The organism is Paraburkholderia sp. UCT31 (assembly GCF_014397655.1).
GTDB lineage: Bacteria > Pseudomonadota > Gammaproteobacteria > Burkholderiales > Burkholderiaceae > Paraburkholderia > Paraburkholderia tuberum.
The window spans coordinates 43,176-58,696 of record NZ_VZQP01000037.1 but is presented as its reverse complement, the minus strand read 5'-3'; the positions used below and the strand labels follow the sequence as shown (position 1 = coordinate 58,696).

Below are 15,521 nucleotides of genomic sequence, written 5' to 3'. Positions count from 1 at the left end.
AATCCCTCTCAAACCGCTGCGTCCAACACAGGTTCTCAACCGCTCGACATGCCCCAACACACCGCTGACTCCGACATTCGTTCTGTCCTCGAAGATACTTACGCACTGCTGCGCCGCGTCGGCGACCTGTACACGCTTGGATACAACGTCGCCTTGTCCGACAAGGACAAACCGGATGCCTCTGACATGACCCGCGAGGAATATCAGGCAGCTGCCACGCATCTGTCGGCCCGCGTAGCCTTGATTCAAGGGCGTTGCCTTGCGCTACTTCGTCCTGACGACGTCGGCGCCAGCGCAGTGCCCATTTTCGTCCCGGTCGACGAACGGCTGCCGACCGAGCCGATGGATGTTCGGGTCAAACGGCATGCCACGAACGTGCTCAACCCCATGCACCCGGGGTTCGGTATGGACGTGTGGGAGGAAGACACGCGCTACGAGGTCACCGAGAGCGGGCACAGCTTCTTTACGTGCGACGTGATGTCCACGGGTCTGGTCACCCACTGGGCGGCCGTACCGACCACGCCGGCTGCATGTGATGCTGGCGCCCCGGTCACGCCGCCCGACGACACCTATGACGCACTTCGGACTTCTTTGCGCTACGCGATTGGCGGCACATGGGGACACGACGAGAATACAGTCGTAGGAGGCAAGGGGCTTCTTGTCTCGGTGTCGGGCGGCATGAGCTACGACGACGTGGTGAATACCGCGCAATACATCGCCCAAGCCTGTCCAGAAGTCATCTCGGGGCTGCTAAACGACCGCGATGCACTGGCGGAGGACCTTCAGGCGGCGAACCTTCGAGCCAACGCCTGCAGCCACATGCACCGGGCGGCCGAAGAGGATGCTCGCCAATTGCGGGAACAACTCGGAGCGGTGCATAAAGTTCACCCGCGCCCTTTACAAAAAGACGAACGGAACTCGGTATGAGCCAGTCGATGTCCCCGGAGCCGGGCTTCGCGCCTGTCACACTTCCACTGCTGGATACCTGTCCTTACTGCGCGGCGAAAGCGTGCTTCGGTGTCCGCGAGCACAACATGCACGACGTGAAAGTGGTTTGCACGGGTTGCGGGGCAGAAGGACCGCTTTGCGACGTGGACGACGGCCGCCCTGACGAATATGGTCGTAATTTTGTCGCGGCTGCTGCGGCCTGGAACCGGCGCGCGCCTCTATCAGCGGCCGCGCTGTCCAAACTCGGCGACGCGCTGATGCTCGCGGCTGTCGACTGCGAACACGTCATTGAAGACCACGCGGTTCAGCTCTTTCGTACAGGCAAGAGCCGCAACGCTCTCGCCGAGCTGAGGCTTCGCCTTGTAGCCAAGATTGAGGAATTCACCGGTGCTCAGACCGGGCCGGCGAAAGAGGGCGCAGGTGACGGGTCACACCAGACTGCGAATTGCGGCAATTCGTCGGAGCAGAATCGTCAGGCCGACGCCCCCGAAGCACCTCAGCATGCAGCGTCAGGCTTGTCCTCCGATGACGTCCGCGCACTCACGCACGGTCTCATGCAAGGACTTCGCGAGCTCGAGGCTGCCGCGCTTGCCGGCGGTGGCGCGCCGGGAGACCTCTCACTCATTGGATATCGCCTGCGACGGGAAAATTTCGCGGACACCGTTCTGTTTCTGGGCCATGCGGGCATTGACCATTACCGCGCCGCCGGGCACTCCCTCTCCCCGGTGTTCTCGAATAACCCCTAACCCCTAACCCCTCCCGAAAGTCCGTGACCAACCTTGACCTGTTTGACGCTGGCGGCGCGCCGCCGGCGACTTCCCCCGCCCAGCGCGCCTGGGCGTGCGCAACCATCGACGCGATGGCCGCATCTGGCGACCGCATCACAGTCGTGAAGAACCTGAAAAAACGGCCAGACGATTTCGAGAAACTCGTGGACGCGGTCGTCCTCGTGGCGCAGCGCAAAGCGCTGGCGTATGGCCAACAGATGACCGCAGTGCAGGCGTGCGAAGCCTTGTCCGGATGGCTTACGCGCGACGCGGATTTGGCACTTGCAACGGGCGTCGTGACCGCGTGCCGCCTGCCGGTATCCGAGCTTCCCCCGCTGCCGGCCGGGTTGTGACATATAAACCCGTGTTGCCTGGTCGCTGTACTAAGGGTAATCACCTATCTCGGAGTAGTGCATGTATTTTCTCGCCGCCTTCCTCGTCAACCTTGCGCAGGGCAAGGCATATCATCGCGAAGACGCCTCGCGCCCACCCTCGACCAGAAAACGGTCACGGTTTCCTTGGCTCTAGTCGGACTGGCACGGGCTAAGCTTCACACGTCACACACGCGTTTTCGTTCTAAGTGTGGCCTGACGCACAGACTGAATGATTTTCGGCTTTTGTAAAGGCCAGCGGCGCTCTCGTCAATTTCGTGATTGCGTTCGCCCCGCAGAGGTTGCAAACTGATTGGCAGATGCAAGCATCACCGAAAAGATGATTCGACGCGGAGCGCCAAAGAGTGAGCCGGCTTCAGGACTTTGGTAAGACAACAGCGGAATGGCGTGCGCGGGTGAACTGGATGTTCTGCGTGTCGCCAGTCGCGTGGGTCGCAGCTCCAGTACTTTCAGCTTCCGACGTCCGTCAAGGAGCAGTGACGACGCTCTGCCCCGCGCTAGTTGCAGTCACGCTGGGAGCGTGGCCGGAGGGCTTACCTGAAGTGGAACATCCCGCGATAGAAAGACAGATGGAGGTTGGCATTCTCGCAGGCTGTGACGAGCTCACCCAGAAGGTGAGAGAAGCGTCCGTGAAGGACGTGTTCGCGTCCATGCTCAGCCTGCCGTGCTGCTGGGAGCCGCCCAAAGCTGATAAAGAGCCAGCGTGGTCGCCGCACCAGTTGCGGGCATACCGTTGGACGGCCGCGCTGTTGGTGCGTTCAGTGCGAGACGCATTGAAGTCTTCGCGCGAGTCGTATTCCCCTGCGGATTCAATGCCACTTAACCGCGCTCTCCAGAACACGACCTACGCGGGATTGCTAAACGCGCCCAGCATAGGCTGGTCCTTGAGCGAGTTGCCGCGCGCATACATCGAACAGTCGGTGCGCGACGGCAACCTGCTGCCGTTGCCTTCGGTCACGGGCTGAGTAGCGGGAGACGGTCAGCGGGAGGCTAGTCGTTTTTTTGGTCGTCCGTCGAGAGTAGCCGGCTCAAGAGTTCCGCCGCCAAATCCGGCGTCAGTTTGCCGTCGTCGTCGAGTTGCTCGATGCGAGTCATGAGCGCACGCACATGCGCATGCGGGCTGCGGTGGGGATTTTCCAGCAGGCTGAGCCGCTTCTCAACAGCCTGTACCACTAGTTCCACGAGTCGGCCGGCGGAGGCGAGCTCCACTTCTGTTGGCGGCATCTCGCGGTCGAACCAACCTGAGGACAGGCCCAGTTCGTCTTCTATCTGGCGCGCTGTGTGGTCCGAGAGCCGGTGTGACGCCTGGCCGATTTCGAACCCGCTCAAACCAAACGCCGCTCCAAGGAGATTGCTGCGCGGGAGCCGCTCGGGAAACAGCGCCCGGAAACGCTCACAGCGCCGATGCTGTCTTGCCGCGTGAAGTCCCACAAAGTCATACTTGCCTTTGCCTTCTAACGGAACGAGCCTCTCTGGAACGGGGTCGAGGTCCGCTCGTACCCGGTCCATCCACCCCTCTTCAACGTCGAGGCTCACTTCGATTTTGCGAGCATCAGTCGTGCGGAACGGCCGGTGGCGCTCCCGATAGGCGTGCATGTTCGCGGTCGACACACCCAAGGTCTTGCAGGTGAGTCCAACTCCCCCGCCGAGGAAAGCCAGGATGAGATTGTAGTTGGCGAGTCGCACGGGGTGCAGCAGGCATTCTTCTTCAGTCGGCGGGATGTGCATACTTCTACGCGGCTCCGGTACAAAGTCGGATTATGCCGTACCGCCACTCGCGCTGCTGTTCCTGCCTGGCTAGAGGGACGGCTTTGGCCGCTCGGCCTCGATGACCTTGCTGACATACTTGTCCAGCAGCTCGGCCGAATAATCCGCGTCCGACAGAATGACATACTTGCCGTTGGTGCCCGTGCCTAATTCGATGCGCAACGCGCCGTCCCGCTCACAGACGTCGTCTGTGGAAAGGAAACGGTCTCCATAGCGGTCCACCCAGGCGAGTCCCACCTTGTACTTTGGATTACCGTCGACCGAGCACGAGATATTCAGTCGCGTTATCTGATGGCTGGTAAAGAACGAGGGACCGCTGGACTCCGCGAAGTGCTGCGTCAGAGTCGCGTTCGTCGGCAGAGGGGAGCCAGTGCAAGCCGTCAGCGCAATGGAGGAAATAATAAAGGCTGCGATTTTGAGCGGATTCTTCATGACGAAAACGTGGACGCGCGCACCGAGTTTGTGATGTTAGGGATTATAATGTAAAGCCGTCCGCGCTTTACAACTATCACCGGCCCGAAACGATGACAAGAAAGTCTGTGGACACTTCTCAGCGTAAGAACTCGGCACTGCTGAGGCGCGGAACCGGTTCATGCTCCCGCTGAGCAGCCGGCAGAAAGGCGTCCGATGACTTGACAATAAAAAGCGTGTGCTATACATTCATGTTCGCTGTTATCGCAACCCCTATTTCCTTGGTGAGAAAAGTGCCTGTAGCTTCCCGTCAAATCGCCTGACGCCGACGACTACCTTCCTGGTATCGCGGTAGCCTGCTCGTCTGAAACATCCGACTCCTTTGAGTTCGCGGATGTAGACATACTTTGCAGGCGCGGTTCCGGGGAGCGCGCTTTACACCAAATCCTACGCCTCCTCCCTCCGTAATCCCGCGTCGTCGGCCTTTCCCAATTTCGTTGGAGAAGAACCATGACGCTGGATTTTCGCGCGCTTGCGCAATCGTTCGACCTTTTCAAGTATCCTCGCACGCCGCACCTCGAAGGCTCTCGCCTGCAGGACGGCGACGAGGGATATGAGCATGTTCCGTACAGCACTCTGGCCGGCCGCTACATCGTCGTCGAGGAAAAGCTCGACGGGGCCAACAGTGGGCTGAGCTTCAGTTCGGGTGCCGAGTTGCTTCTGCAGTCGCGTGGCCACTATCTGGTGGGCGGCGGCCGTGAACGGCAATTCAACATCCTTAAAGCATGGGCGCGAGCTCATGAGGACTGGTTGCTCGCCCGACTCGAAGACCGGTATGTCATGTACGCCGAGAACATGCAAAAGAAGCATTCGGTCTTCTATGACAACCTGCCGCACTTCATAGCCGAGTTCGATGTGCTTGACAAGGCAACGGGCGACTTCCTGTCGACGGCGGCGCGGGCGCAATTGCTGGCCGGCGGTCCCGTCCTCTCGGTTCCCGTGTTGTACGCCGGTATTGCGCCGGCGAAGCTCAGCCAGTTGGTCGCGTTGCTGAAGCGGTCGCTCGCCAAGACGGAGCAATGGCGGAAGCGATTCGAGCAGACGGTTGCGCGAGAGCAACTGAACCTCGAGACAGCCTGGAAGCAGTGCGATGAGTCCGACCGGGCAGAGGGCCTGTACATCAAGGTGGAAGAGGGCGGCAAAACGGTAGGACGGTACAAGTGGGTGCGCTCGGACTTCGTGCAGGCAATCATCGATTCCGAAAAGCACCACTCAGAGCAGCCGTACATCCCGAATCTGTTGGCCCCGGGCGTGGACATCTACGCGCCCCAGCTGACGCACACGTGGGAGACCGGCAATGCGGAATAGCGCCTCGAAGCTTCCTCCCGGGGATGTATTACTCGGCCGTGAGGAGTTCAAGGCAGTGGTGTTCAAGCGCGCCGCCGGCACCTGCGTATTTTGTTCGCAGCGAGCCGTCGACGCGCACCACATCATCGAGCGAAAGCTCTTCCCGGACGGCGGCCACTACAGCGGCAACGGTGCCGCTGTTTGTGAGCGCGACCACTGGAAGTGCGAAACAACCGAGCTGAGCGTCGAAGAAGTTCGCCGCGCGGCTTGCATTCAAACCATCGTTTTACCGCCGGCCTTCGATAGCGCACGCCGCTACGACAAGTGGGGAAACGAGATGCGGCAGGACGGCATGCTTATAGCGGGCCCGCTCGTAGACGACGTCGGGATGCGACGCGCTCTGGAGCAGGGTGGGAAGCTCGGCCGGCTGCTGCGCAAGGAGTGGCTATGAACTGGATTGACATAGAGAAATTGGTGCCGACCGACGGGCAGGCGCCCGACTTTCAGACTTGTCTGGAAGCCTTTCCTCAACTCGAGTTCGCAAAAACGACGCCCCAAGAATTTTCGCATCATCAGGAAGGGGATGTCTGGACCCACACCAAAATGGTCGTGGAGGCGCTCTTGGCCCTTCAGGCCTATCAGGTCTTGGAGAGGGAAGAACAGGTCACGGTTTTCCTCGCCGCGCTGTTGCATGACATCGCGAAGTGCAGTACGACCGTTGTTGACCCCGTCACGGGGCGCATCGGGCAGCCTGGCCATTCACGCAAGGGTGCTGTCGACGCGCGCATCGCGCTGTGGGATGCCGGCGCGCCGTTCGACGTGCGGGAAGCCATCTGCAGGCTGGTGTCCGTACATCAGGTGCCATTCCACGCATTCGAGCAGCGCGCAAATCGCGGCCCGGACGACCAGCACAAGACGAAGACGCCGGAGTTCCGCGTGCGCCAGTTGTCGTGGCAGGTCGACCTGCGACTGCTCGCGACGCTGGCGGAAGCTGACATGCGCGGCCGGATATGCGATGACAAGCAGAAGGTGCTCGACAACATTGAGCTGTTCCGCGAACTGGCGCGGGAGGAAGGCTGCTATGGCCAGCCCCGCTCCTTTGCGGACGCACACACGCGCGTGAGCTACTTCCGGGGCGCTGACGTACACCCCGACTACCCGTTGTTCCAGGAAACGGGGTCGAAGGTCATCCTCATGTCCGGGTTGCCTGCGTCGGGCAAGAACACGTGGGTCGCGAAGCATCATCCGGGGCTGCCCGTCGTGTCGTTCGACGACGCCCGCGAAGAACTCGGCCTGCGTCACGGCAAGAATGAGGGGATGGTAGCGCATCACGCGGTCGACAAGGCGAAGGACCTGCTTCGCGCGGACGCGCCGTTCGTCTGGAATGCGACGAACACTGGTTCGCAGCTGAGGGAAAAGGCACTGAGCCTGCTTTATGCCTATCACGCCGAGGTCGAGGTGGTGTATCTCGAGCGGCCACGGACGGAGCTTTTCTCGCGCAACACGCGGCGCGACACATCGCTCACGAACAAGGGCATCGAGTCGATGCTGCTGAAGTGGGAGCCGCCGCTGCCGACTGAAGCCCATGCCATCACTTATCTCGCGTGAAACGCATGCGGCGAACAAAATGAACCGGGCTCTATACGCTACAAGCGGCCAAACACCCGCGTAAGGAAAGCACTATTCGAGACTTGCTGGACTTCGGTCCGGCAAATTAATCAATTCCCGAGGAGATTTCACAGTCCCCTACGGGACTGCTCTGACGGTAACAATCGAGGAAAAAAGATGCCATTTGTCCCGAACGTACTTCAGGAAGGCCCGCGCCCAGTCCATGCGTGGCTTTTGAAGCCCGAGAACCAGACCAGATACGGCGAGTTCTGCGGCCCGTGCCCCTGCCCAAACGTCCATCTCCAGGTCCATGACGACAGTTCTGTCACGTGCTCTGGCAAGTGTGTGGACCTGGAAGGCAATTCCCTGGGGTTGTTGAGCCTTGCAAACATTCGCCAGCTTCTCAGCGAACGCGTTGTCCAGAAGTTCAACTACTCGATGTACCCGACCGTGGCAATGGACCCGTATGAGGAGGGGCTGATTTACGTCCGCCGCGAGGGATGTCCGGAGTACACGTTCAACGAGGATGGCGCGGCCGAGGCGGTCCTGGTCGGCAACACCCTGACCATGCCCGATGCGCAAGGATTCAAATGCACTTTTTATCTCGAGCCATCGACCCAAGGGTAAAGGGTTAACCACCTGAAGTCTTGTGATGTGATTTTAGAAAGCCCCGCGCGTTCCATCCTGGAAGCCGGGGCTTTTTCACGCCCATCTGCGCAACCAAGCGGTTTTATCTGAGGCGCGAGGTCGAGGGGGTGTATCTCGAGCGACCACGCGCGGAGCTTTTCTCGCGAAACACGCGGCGCGACACGTCGCTCACGAACAAGGGTATCGAATCGATGCTGCTGAAGTGGGAGCCGCCGCTGCCGACTGAATCCCTTCCCCTCACGTATCTCGCGTGAACCGCAATTCGCCGCCGTGGCGTGGCAGGCGAGATGCGGCGCTTAACTTTCATCGAACCCGGCTAAAAAACCGTGGCTATTATAAGAATAGGAAAATGCTGCCAAATTCAGGAGTAACACGATGACCGCGAATGCTGAAGACTTCGACCACAACGCAATCGACATCCCGGGCGTTACCGGTCCGAGCGACCCGGCCGAGTACGACAAGTGGTTCCGCGCGAAGGTACAGGAATCTCTCGACGACCCGCGCCCTCCGATTCCTCATGCGCAAGTGATGGCGGACATGGATGCCATCATCGAAGACGCTGTCGCTCGCCGACAGGCACGTACTGGGGAGGCCGGTGCCGCCTCGGAGTAGAGTTTGGCCGTTGCAGCCAGTGGAAACCGGCTCGGTTGTGCTATAGAAGATTGTTCCCGTTTTAGGGATTTTTTAGTCTCGTTCCGCTTTGGCGTCGAACGAGCCAGACGACAAGGGTGATGACAAACCTGTCGACTTGCATACAAGGGCACCCCTCGGGGTGCCCTTTGTCTTGTAGGTCGACGTTCCCACATACATTCGCGGGACATTCAGTCTCTACGTATGCCTCCTTTAGTCGTGCTGACCAGTGGAAACGATACTGTCACCCGGCGGCGCAATAAACTCCAAATTGACTGACTCGCACCGCTTGATGAAGTCCTCTTTGCTCGACGCGCAAACGTACCCGATGCCACGGGCACCGACTTGCCAGCTTTCATCAATCTCCCAGAGGGAATAGATGGTTTTGGCCACATCCCGGAACCCCTGGTAGTCAACGATGCAGAGCACACTATGAGTCTTGGCTAGCTCAGCCAGCCTCGCGTAATCTCGAGAACTGTTGTAGTTCGCGATTTCATGGACATTCACGATTGCTCAAACTCCGATAGACGGCCGGCGGTGAATCGCGCCCCGCCGAGCGATGCTCTGGCGAGTGGCGGCACACGGCCGCCCGGCTCACCAGACTTCAGCTTAGAGGGCGCGGTGCGCGAGCGGAGACTGATTCGGCTTCGACAGCGCAGCCACGAGGGCGTGCTCAGCAGCGGTCCCCATGAGACCGTTGTAGTAGAGCGTTTCGCCAATCGCTAGCGAATCGCGCTGAATTTCGCGGTAAATCGTCAGAGCATCGTTCAACTTCCCGAAGACGAGGTAGTGAGCCTCATCGTCAACGAGCTGTGCGGTGTCGTGATGCCCGTGAGCATGGAGCAGCGCCACGAGGGCTTGCTGCGACTTGTGGTTGCGCCCGTCGACCTTCGGATAGAGCACGTGGATAAGCGCCTTGCCTTGGGAAGCGAGGGTCTTCGAATGTTCCGCGACGATATCGCCGTGAGTGAGTCCGTTCACGTGCACAGCATCTGCGGGGGTACGTGCGGGAGAAAGCAGCAGATTCATGAAAATTTTTCCTTCGTGGAATGGGATGACAGCCTTTACAACAACCATTCTACCTGTGTTTGTAAAGGGTACGCAACGCACGCGTTGCTTCGAGGAAGCTGTCGACGCGCCAGAGGACGACGGCCGTTTGTTGTGCTCCCCTGCAGGGACCCTGCGGACGACATGTTCGACCTGGCGCGCACTCCTTCAATACTTTACAATTATAGCCAGTGTCCGCACGACCGGATGGCCCGTCTGGGCAGCATCCCGAACCATACAACTTCTCATGCAAAAACTTCTCGCACCCGGCTCTACTCGCCAAATGGTCGCTGCCCGCGTCAAAAGCCTGAGGCTTTTACGTGGCATGGTATCTCAACGCATCCTGGCCGAGGTCGTCGGCTGTGCCAAAAGCTACATCAGCGAAATCGAAACCGCGCGCGCGAATGTCGGACTCGATACTCTCGACGACCTGAGCGCCGCCCTCAGAGTCGATGTCGTTTCGTTCTTCTCGGAAACCATTATTGAGTACAACGGCCTCGGGCTACTTGCACGCCAGCGCGTGACGAGGAATCTGGAGAGGCTCAGGGTGGCGGCGAACCTTGAATACACGGATGTCGCCGCCCAAGGCGGACTTCGCGTGGAGTACGTGGAGAAAATCGAAAACGAGGGAAGAAACCTGTCCCTGGACCGGCTGGAAGCGCTCGCGGTCGGCCTCGGCGAAACGCCCGACGCACTGCTGAAAAAGGCGCGGGTGCAAGAGCCGTTCGCAGTGCGGGCGGCTCGCGCAAAGCAGAACCGCTTGACCATCACGCCCCCTGTTTGGCGCCTCGCTTGATAACGCGGGCGCCTAGTGCGGGGACGCGAATCGCGACGCTGGAGCACAGCGCTATACATCCTGTAAGAGATTTTCATATCAGGGCAAATTAGCCAAACAGGAGCAACAAAATGCCACAACTGTCCAGTGCAACGGCGTACAAACTTCGCTGCTACGAGAACGCAACCGAACGGCAGCGGCGCACGCACATGCCCGCTTACGAATGCTCCAGCGGAGACCTCAACAATCTCAAGAAGACGGCGACAGAAGTTATCCGCGAACTCGGCGACGGTGCAGAGGCAGTCATCCGCCACATCGAGACCGGTCCGGTGCTGAGCGTGCGCTGGGATGAGGCCAGCCAAAACGCGGTGCCCCTGGCACTCTGACTTGCCTTGCCGTAACACCGGGCAGGGCCGTGAGCTCAAGCGTTGCGTCGTTTTACCCAACTGGGTAAAAGGATTTGACCCAATGCGTCTTTGATTCGTCCCGCCCAACGCCTGCTGGTGTTGGGCGCTTTCTTTTCGATGACGAAAAAGAAAACCCACGGACTGGAAGGTCCGTGGGTCGCTGAATCAGTCGGAGGTCAGTCCGACTCTTTGGGGGTTATGCCTTGTACGTTACCGGAATGTCCTGCAACCGCAAGCGCGGTTTTTCCGCGTTCAGAGCAATCTCAACGTCAACAAAGTGCTCGCGGCGCGTTGGCTTCTCCTGGCCGTCATACAGTCGAACTTCAACATGAGTCCTGTAGCAGCGGCTAAAACCTATCACCACATCCAACGCCGTGTCACGCCGCAGGCAAGCCTGCACTCGCGCCATAATCGGACCGCCGAAAGTCTGCTCATCAAACCCGCCGTAATCCACGAAGAACGCAGTCAGCCACCGCTGTGCTTCGATGAAGTCCGCTTTGCCGTTGACAACCTCCAACGGCGACACCGGAAAGTCAGTTTTCAGCCGACGTACTCGATGGTTCGTGTAAGTCTTGGTGCCTCCATGGCTCTGCGTATCCGGCGACCACAGCTCGTCGGTTTTCGCGAAGAATGCGCTGGCATCAGCCGCGTCCTTCAGATACACCCCGACTTCAACATCACGGTCAGCAAGCTGGGTCCACCAACGTGCCACCGGTGTCCGGCCATCCTTCATCTCCAGCAGTACCGGATATACCGACAGGATATGCGCGTACTGCGCTTCCTGGTCCCGAACACACTTAGCGGGCTTGATGGTGTACTCGAACCCCTGAAGCCTCACAAGCTCGAGCGGCGGCAGCTTTTCCACCAGCAGCTCCAGATGCTCGGGCGTGTCAAAGCGCAACGTGCCGTGCGCACAGTACCCGAACGTCGAGATGTCCGCCGGCGCCGGGATGTCATCCGGCAGCGCAGCGAGCATCGAGCTGATATTGGCAGCACGGTCGGTCGCGACGGTGACTTCTTTCTGCGCTTTTTCCAGCAACTGATTGATTGCGATTTTGGAATCGAACATGTTCTCTGTGTCCTTCCTGATTAAGTTGGCCTGACCCCTTCCGATAGGGAGGGGTTTGAACGCACCGACAAGATTGTCGCGCGTCTCTCCGTATAGCGACCCGGAACGGAACCGCCAGCAGAGACGACGGGCCAAAGAAAGGCCGCTGGCGTTTCTGTCCTGAAGCGGACGTTTTCAGCCTTGTTCATCCGCAGCGCCGGCAGCCCGTCCGGGGCGAAATAGCGTTCGGCCGGCGAGGACTTCAGTTTGTAAAACCACTTAAATGCTTTACAATAACAATGAACCGTCACGTTATCCTGTTTTGTAAAACGCGGAGAAATTGCATGTCGAGCTCGATGGATGCAGGTTACTACGCCGACGAATACAGGAAAGCCCGGGACGAGGTTTGCCCGAAAGCGCCCGAAGCCGACGGGAAGCACGACTTCAAGCCTGTGCAGAGGCATTGGTTTCAGTGCGTCCATTGCAAGCAGGACCAGTACACCAAGTAGAACGTCAGGTCGAGGGGCCGTGGGTTAGCGCGGTCGCCCGCCATATCTCGCGCAGGAGAATTTGCATTGTTTGAGGATTTTGAAGAAGGAGTTCCGAGCTTCCGCAGGGAAAGGCCCAGCGTCGCCCGGTTTGCGGCAGGCGCACTTATCTGCACGCTTGTGCTCGCAGCCATCGTATCGGGCTGTCACTACCTGTTTGCCCCCTACGTCGCGCCCGGCATACAGGCCGGCGCGTCGCGCGTCCTCACCGAGGTGCTGCCAGCCGACGTCGATTCGCTTCGTGTGGAACGCATGCTGTCAGGCTACTCGCTCTGCGTCGCGCACCTCGCAGACGAACCGGACGGAGCCGACCTCCGGATACCGCTAGGTAGCGACGAGGGCAACGAACCCCGCTTCACAGCGCGGCGTACTGACAACAAATGGACACTTGTCGACGCGGACTTTGACAGCGTCGGCATCTCCGCAGACACCTTCCGTGAGCGGGTGCAGCGGTGTGCCAATGGCATCATTATCGAAAAGCTAGCGCGGAAGGCCGCCCAACGGGTGCCTGCGGACAACGCGGCATCATGGAAGGTGCAGTAGCGGCCCTCGCTCCAGTGGCAAGAATATCAACCGACAAAGGCTGTCATGGAACGTCACGAATTCGAAGCTCTTCAGCAGCGAAACGCCCCGCTGCGGGGCGCGATGCTCGCGAACAAGACGCCTCGTACCCTAATGTACGGTGCGCAGCTCAATGGTGCAGGCACGTTGCACGTCTATCTGGACGACGACGCCGTTATCCATCGTGCCGTATTCGACCACGATGGATTTCTCTTTGAGCATCAGCTCGAAGACGAGCTGGAGCCGTGTCAGTATGTCCCGACCAAGCGCGCCTACCCGGAGAAGAGCGACTGGGAGTTTTGCGCAAAGCTCAAATCGTTGAATGTCGAGGTGTGCTACACCTCGTTCGCCGACGGCGCGCAGCCCGGGCACCGGTATTTTGAGCGCGGCCACGCGGGAGCCGATGCTTCCCCAGCCACTTTCTATGGCCCCGTGGTCGAGGCGCTGCTCGTGGAGGACTCGGCAGAGGCTATGACGACCGTCGACTGGGACGTCGAGTTGTTGGAGATGCCGCTGGAACATCGAGGCGACGCGGCTGTCTTGCGGGCGCTCGAGGGATTCAAGAACGACACCTTGCAACCGCACCTGCGTCGTATGTATCGACTTCGCAAGTACAAAGGCGAGCACGAGAAGTGTGAGCGGTTTCTCGCTAACCTGCCCGAGGAAATCGAAAGAGTCGTCAATACCGCCGCCGGCATGGAGCGCGCCGACGGTGAACCGCACCCCTATCATATGCCGGACTCCGCGCGGGCGGCGCTTCTGAATACCTTTAGACAGTCCGTCTTCGAGGGGCGAGAGACCGCTGCCTGATTAGAGCGGCTCCATCGAAGCTTGAGAGCGAGGGTGGCGACGCCGGGACTTGGGCATGTCCGGCAGATACCTGTCCCTACACTTGCCAGTAGCCAGCGTCAGCTGGTCGACAACTCAAGAGGAACTCCTAATATGCTCGACGCAAAAACTGTTCTGGCCAAACTCGCGGCTGTTCAAGGCCACCTATCCATCGACGCAGGGATTGCAAGCCTGCCCGACGGCACAACCCTCGACCTGCGGCCGGCAAAGCCGCGCTTCACCGCCGAGGAAGGCCCGCGTGTCGTCAAACCGATGAACGCCGAACAAGGTTTGTACATCAATGTGTTGTCACACGACGGTCACGTTTCCAACCAGGAAATTCTCGAGTTCTGCCGACCGCTTGCGATGCAACACGGCTACAACCCAGATGGCCGAGGAATGGTCGGCATCGCAACCATCTATGGTCCCGTTGCTCGAACGTATGCCATCTGGTTCTATGACTTGATAAAAGCGAAGGCTTGATTGAAGACCCTCGTGGCTCGCGCCTCCGAGGGTCTTTTTCTGCCATCCTGGCAAGTTGCGGCCGCGCGGTATTTCCCCGTTCTCCCCGGCGAAATACGCGCTACGCGAAAACCCCTACACAAAGTAGGGGTGATGTTTAAAATATTGTGCTATACGATTTCACAACGTCATCCACTCTTTTGAAAAGAGTTGTTGACAAGCCGGAAAGCGCTGCTAGAATGAGTGCTCATCTGGACCTTTTAACAGACTTACCGACTACTTAAAGCAAACGGCAATCATCATGAAAACGCTGAACCACCACCTTAACGTCTCGCTGCGCAATTTGCGCAGTGCAGGCGGTTGCGCGTTTGCGCAACAGGGCGGTTATCAGCCGTCGCCGTTTAGCGCCTCCTGCTCGAAAAATCCTGGTTATCCGCTTACCGGTAGCCAAGGATGGATTAAGAGCACGCTCTCCTGACGAAAAGACTCGCGAAGTCCCGTCAGGTTAGCACCGGCGGGACAGCTTAAGAGTCGATTCCTTCAAAAATCTGCGGCCCAAGTGGCAGCGGAATCAGACAAAAAGCCCCCCACCGGTTGAACTAACCCAGTTCCGACCTGAGGCAGCGTTATGCCTCGCGGCCAAAGGCCCGTCGCAGTGGCGACACCGGTGCAAGCCGGAATCTTTAACAATTCGGTTGCAGGAAACCTGTGAAGAGGCTTGGTGCGTCTTTTGTAAAGTCGCAACTGCGGAACCACGTCGTGCCTAGAGGGTGCGGCGCCGTGGTGTGCCCCTCCTTGCCGCGCCGGCTTTTATGCCGGAAGCGGCGGGATGAACCACCAGATAAGACGAATCGCGGGTTTTCATTGGTTTCGGTCTGGCATTTCTAATGTCAAGCCTGTATGATGCAGGAGACCGGAACCCGAAGGGGTTTGCAAAAGCCCTTTCGCAGTAGCGTATCGACATTAACGTGTTTTCGCCCGAGGGCGTGGGCAGGTTGTCGGCGTTGGCGCGCTACTGCGAAACCAGGGGCGTCCCTAGAAAGGGCGCCTGGTGGCGATGCGGGGGTAGCTCAGCACGGTGGAGCGCGACCTTCCCAAGGTCGATGTCGCGAGTTCGAATCTCGTCCCCCGCTCCAGGTCAAAATCGGCTGCAAGATAGGGCAGAATACCGGAACCCGTACCCGGGACCATCTTTTTGAAATGAATGCCACGCGCGCCATTCATTTTGCACTTCTAGCGCGGGTGTAGCTCAATGGTAGAGCAGAAGCCTTCCAAGCTTATGACGAGGGTTCGATTCCCTTCACCCGCTCCAAATCAAACGGCCTAG

At 59.2% G+C, this 15,521-nt stretch carries 21 protein-coding genes and 2 tRNA genes; 17 read left to right on the top strand and 6 right to left on the bottom strand.

The annotated features are described in order from the left end of the window. The first annotated feature begins 48 nt into the window (after window positions 1-48). The 4 genes from F6X40_RS27440 to F6X40_RS27425 all read left to right on the top strand — a co-directional run bounded on the left by F6X40_RS27440 (window position 49) and on the right by F6X40_RS27425 (window position 3,072). Window positions 49-927 (top strand): hypothetical protein, encoded by an 879-nt coding sequence (locus tag F6X40_RS27440; RefSeq protein WP_187629957.1) that lies wholly within the window; start codon window positions 49-51, stop codon window positions 925-927. Then, window positions 924-1,694 (top strand): hypothetical protein, encoded by a 771-nt coding sequence (locus F6X40_RS27435; RefSeq protein WP_187629956.1) that lies wholly within the window; start codon window positions 924-926, stop codon window positions 1,692-1,694. Before F6X40_RS27440 ends, F6X40_RS27435 begins: the two co-directional genes overlap by 4 nt. Before the next feature lie 23 nt (window positions 1,695-1,717). Further along, window positions 1,718-2,068: a hypothetical protein gene (locus tag F6X40_RS27430; RefSeq protein ID WP_187629955.1), complete on the top strand. Its 351-nt coding sequence runs from the start codon at window positions 1,718-1,720 to the stop codon at window positions 2,066-2,068. Window positions 2,069-2,676: 608 nt separating this feature from the next. Then, complete coding sequence (locus F6X40_RS27425; RefSeq protein WP_187629954.1) at window positions 2,677-3,072, top strand: hypothetical protein; 396 nt, start codon at window positions 2,677-2,679, stop codon at window positions 3,070-3,072. Between the two features lie 25 nt (window positions 3,073-3,097). Here the strand turns inward: F6X40_RS27425 and F6X40_RS27420 are convergent, their stop codons facing one another. Then, the gene (locus tag F6X40_RS27420) at window positions 3,098-3,835 is read right to left on the bottom strand and encodes a hypothetical protein (protein ID WP_187629953.1); all 738 of its coding nucleotides are present in this window, start codon (window positions 3,833-3,835) and stop codon (window positions 3,098-3,100) included. 69 nt (window positions 3,836-3,904) lie between these two features. Beyond that, window positions 3,905-4,306, bottom strand: coding sequence for a hypothetical protein (locus F6X40_RS27415; protein WP_187629952.1), 402 nt, complete (start codon window positions 4,304-4,306; stop codon window positions 3,905-3,907). A gap of 489 nt (window positions 4,307-4,795) precedes the next feature. Here F6X40_RS27415 and F6X40_RS27410 point away from each other — a divergent pair, with 489 nt between their 5' ends. The 5 genes from F6X40_RS27410 to F6X40_RS27390 all read left to right on the top strand — a co-directional run bounded on the left by F6X40_RS27410 (window position 4,796) and on the right by F6X40_RS27390 (window position 8,500). Continuing rightward, window positions 4,796-5,653: an RNA ligase family protein gene (locus F6X40_RS27410; RefSeq protein ID WP_187629951.1), complete on the top strand. Its 858-nt coding sequence runs from the start codon at window positions 4,796-4,798 to the stop codon at window positions 5,651-5,653. Next, window positions 5,643-6,083 (top strand): hypothetical protein, encoded by a 441-nt coding sequence (locus F6X40_RS27405; protein WP_187629950.1) that lies wholly within the window; start codon window positions 5,643-5,645, stop codon window positions 6,081-6,083. The genes F6X40_RS27410 and F6X40_RS27405 overlap by 11 nt, the downstream gene beginning before the upstream one ends. Beyond that, the gene (locus F6X40_RS27400; protein WP_187629949.1) at window positions 6,080-7,240 is read left to right on the top strand and encodes an AAA family ATPase; all 1,161 of its coding nucleotides are present in this window, start codon (window positions 6,080-6,082) and stop codon (window positions 7,238-7,240) included. The genes F6X40_RS27405 and F6X40_RS27400 overlap by 4 nt, the downstream gene beginning before the upstream one ends. Before the next feature lie 345 nt (window positions 7,241-7,585). Then, entirely contained in the window at window positions 7,586-7,867 is a 282-nt protein-coding gene (locus F6X40_RS27395; protein WP_187629948.1) for a hypothetical protein, read from the top strand. A 396-nt stretch (window positions 7,868-8,263) separates the two neighbouring features. Next, window positions 8,264-8,500 (top strand): hypothetical protein, encoded by a 237-nt coding sequence (locus F6X40_RS27390; RefSeq protein ID WP_222946183.1) that lies wholly within the window; start codon window positions 8,264-8,266, stop codon window positions 8,498-8,500. Window positions 8,501-8,731: 231 nt separating this feature from the next. Here F6X40_RS27390 and F6X40_RS27385 read toward each other — a convergent pair whose 3' ends face one another. Both F6X40_RS27385 and F6X40_RS27380 read right to left on the bottom strand, forming a co-directional pair. Continuing rightward, window positions 8,732-9,025 carry a hypothetical protein gene (locus F6X40_RS27385; RefSeq protein WP_187629947.1) on the bottom strand — a complete coding sequence of 98 codons (294 nt, stop codon included), beginning with the start codon at window positions 9,023-9,025 and terminating at the stop codon, window positions 8,732-8,734. 102 nt (window positions 9,026-9,127) lie between these two features. Then, window positions 9,128-9,547, bottom strand: coding sequence for a hypothetical protein (locus F6X40_RS27380; protein WP_187629946.1), 420 nt, complete (start codon window positions 9,545-9,547; stop codon window positions 9,128-9,130). Window positions 9,548-9,812: 265 nt separating this feature from the next. Between F6X40_RS27380 and F6X40_RS27375 the strand changes: the two genes are divergently transcribed. Beyond that, a complete protein-coding gene (locus tag F6X40_RS27375) occupies window positions 9,813-10,361 on the top strand; it encodes a helix-turn-helix domain-containing protein (protein WP_187629945.1) in 549 nt (182 codons plus the stop codon). Window positions 10,362-10,471: 110 nt separating this feature from the next. After that, on the top strand, window positions 10,472-10,726 hold the full coding sequence (locus tag F6X40_RS27370) for a hypothetical protein (RefSeq protein ID WP_187629944.1): 255 nt from the start codon (window positions 10,472-10,474) through the stop codon (window positions 10,724-10,726). A gap of 217 nt (window positions 10,727-10,943) precedes the next feature. Here F6X40_RS27370 and F6X40_RS27365 read toward each other — a convergent pair whose 3' ends face one another. Both F6X40_RS27365 and F6X40_RS27360 read right to left on the bottom strand, forming a co-directional pair. Beyond that, window positions 10,944-11,816, bottom strand: a complete 873-nt coding sequence (locus F6X40_RS27365) for a hypothetical protein (protein WP_187629943.1) — start codon at window positions 11,814-11,816, stop codon at window positions 10,944-10,946. Window positions 11,817-11,836: 20 nt separating this feature from the next. Then, window positions 11,837-12,277: a hypothetical protein gene (locus F6X40_RS27360; protein WP_187629942.1), complete on the bottom strand. Its 441-nt coding sequence runs from the start codon at window positions 12,275-12,277 to the stop codon at window positions 11,837-11,839. Between the two features lie 93 nt (window positions 12,278-12,370). On the opposite strand from F6X40_RS27360, the gene F6X40_RS27355 reads away from it, so the two are divergent. The 6 genes from F6X40_RS27355 (at window position 12,371) to F6X40_RS27330 (ending at window position 15,506) form a co-directional block, all read left to right on the top strand. Further along, complete coding sequence (locus tag F6X40_RS27355; RefSeq protein ID WP_187629941.1) at window positions 12,371-12,886, top strand: hypothetical protein; 516 nt, start codon at window positions 12,371-12,373, stop codon at window positions 12,884-12,886. Window positions 12,887-12,931: 45 nt separating this feature from the next. Then, window positions 12,932-13,714: a hypothetical protein gene (locus F6X40_RS27350; RefSeq protein WP_187629940.1), complete on the top strand. Its 783-nt coding sequence runs from the start codon at window positions 12,932-12,934 to the stop codon at window positions 13,712-13,714. 132 nt (window positions 13,715-13,846) lie between these two features. After that, a complete protein-coding gene (locus F6X40_RS27345; protein ID WP_187629939.1) occupies window positions 13,847-14,215 on the top strand; it encodes a hypothetical protein in 369 nt (122 codons plus the stop codon). Between the two features lie 280 nt (window positions 14,216-14,495). Next, entirely contained in the window at window positions 14,496-14,672 is a 177-nt protein-coding gene (locus tag F6X40_RS27340) for a hypothetical protein (RefSeq protein ID WP_187629938.1), read from the top strand. Between the two features lie 581 nt (window positions 14,673-15,253). After that, a tRNA-Gly gene (locus F6X40_RS27335) sits at window positions 15,254-15,330 on the top strand. A 102-nt stretch (window positions 15,331-15,432) separates the two neighbouring features. Next, window positions 15,433-15,506, top strand: a tRNA-Gly gene (locus F6X40_RS27330). The last annotated feature ends 15 nt before the right edge of the window (window positions 15,507-15,521 follow it).

What these genes read in the sequence shown, in the direction of transcription:
- F6X40_RS27380 (WP_187629946.1), bottom strand. Translation starts at nt 9,547, where the DNA reads ATGAATCTGCTGCTTTCTCCCGCACGTACCCCCGCAGATGCTGTGCAC.
- F6X40_RS27405 (WP_187629950.1), top strand. Translation starts at nt 5,643, where the DNA reads ATGCGGAATAGCGCCTCGAAGCTTCCTCCCGGGGATGTATTACTCGGC.
- F6X40_RS27350 (WP_187629940.1), top strand. Translation starts at nt 12,932, where the DNA reads ATGGAACGTCACGAATTCGAAGCTCTTCAGCAGCGAAACGCCCCGCTG.
- F6X40_RS27400 (WP_187629949.1), top strand. Translation starts at nt 6,080, where the DNA reads ATGAACTGGATTGACATAGAGAAATTGGTGCCGACCGACGGGCAGGCG.
- F6X40_RS27345 (WP_187629939.1), top strand. Translation starts at nt 13,847, where the DNA reads ATGCTCGACGCAAAAACTGTTCTGGCCAAACTCGCGGCTGTTCAAGGC.
- F6X40_RS27365 (WP_187629943.1), bottom strand. Translation starts at nt 11,816, where the DNA reads ATGTTCGATTCCAAAATCGCAATCAATCAGTTGCTGGAAAAAGCGCAG.
- F6X40_RS27440 (WP_187629957.1), top strand. Translation starts at nt 49, where the DNA reads ATGCCCCAACACACCGCTGACTCCGACATTCGTTCTGTCCTCGAAGAT.
- F6X40_RS27370 (WP_187629944.1), top strand. Translation starts at nt 10,472, where the DNA reads ATGCCACAACTGTCCAGTGCAACGGCGTACAAACTTCGCTGCTACGAG.
- F6X40_RS27410 (WP_187629951.1), top strand. Translation starts at nt 4,796, where the DNA reads ATGACGCTGGATTTTCGCGCGCTTGCGCAATCGTTCGACCTTTTCAAG.
- F6X40_RS27375 (WP_187629945.1), top strand. Translation starts at nt 9,813, where the DNA reads ATGCAAAAACTTCTCGCACCCGGCTCTACTCGCCAAATGGTCGCTGCC.
- F6X40_RS27420 (WP_187629953.1), bottom strand. Translation starts at nt 3,835, where the DNA reads ATGCACATCCCGCCGACTGAAGAAGAATGCCTGCTGCACCCCGTGCGA.
- F6X40_RS27435 (WP_187629956.1), top strand. Translation starts at nt 924, where the DNA reads ATGAGCCAGTCGATGTCCCCGGAGCCGGGCTTCGCGCCTGTCACACTT.
- F6X40_RS27360 (WP_187629942.1), bottom strand. Translation starts at nt 12,277, where the DNA reads ATGGACGCACTGAAACCAATGCCTCTGCACAGGCTTGAAGTCGTGCTT.
- F6X40_RS27390 (WP_222946183.1), top strand. Translation starts at nt 8,264, where the DNA reads ATGACCGCGAATGCTGAAGACTTCGACCACAACGCAATCGACATCCCG.
- F6X40_RS27415 (WP_187629952.1), bottom strand. Translation starts at nt 4,306, where the DNA reads ATGAAGAATCCGCTCAAAATCGCAGCCTTTATTATTTCCTCCATTGCG.
- F6X40_RS27425 (WP_187629954.1), top strand. Translation starts at nt 2,677, where the DNA reads ATGGAGGTTGGCATTCTCGCAGGCTGTGACGAGCTCACCCAGAAGGTG.
- F6X40_RS27340 (WP_187629938.1), top strand. Translation starts at nt 14,496, where the DNA reads ATGAAAACGCTGAACCACCACCTTAACGTCTCGCTGCGCAATTTGCGC.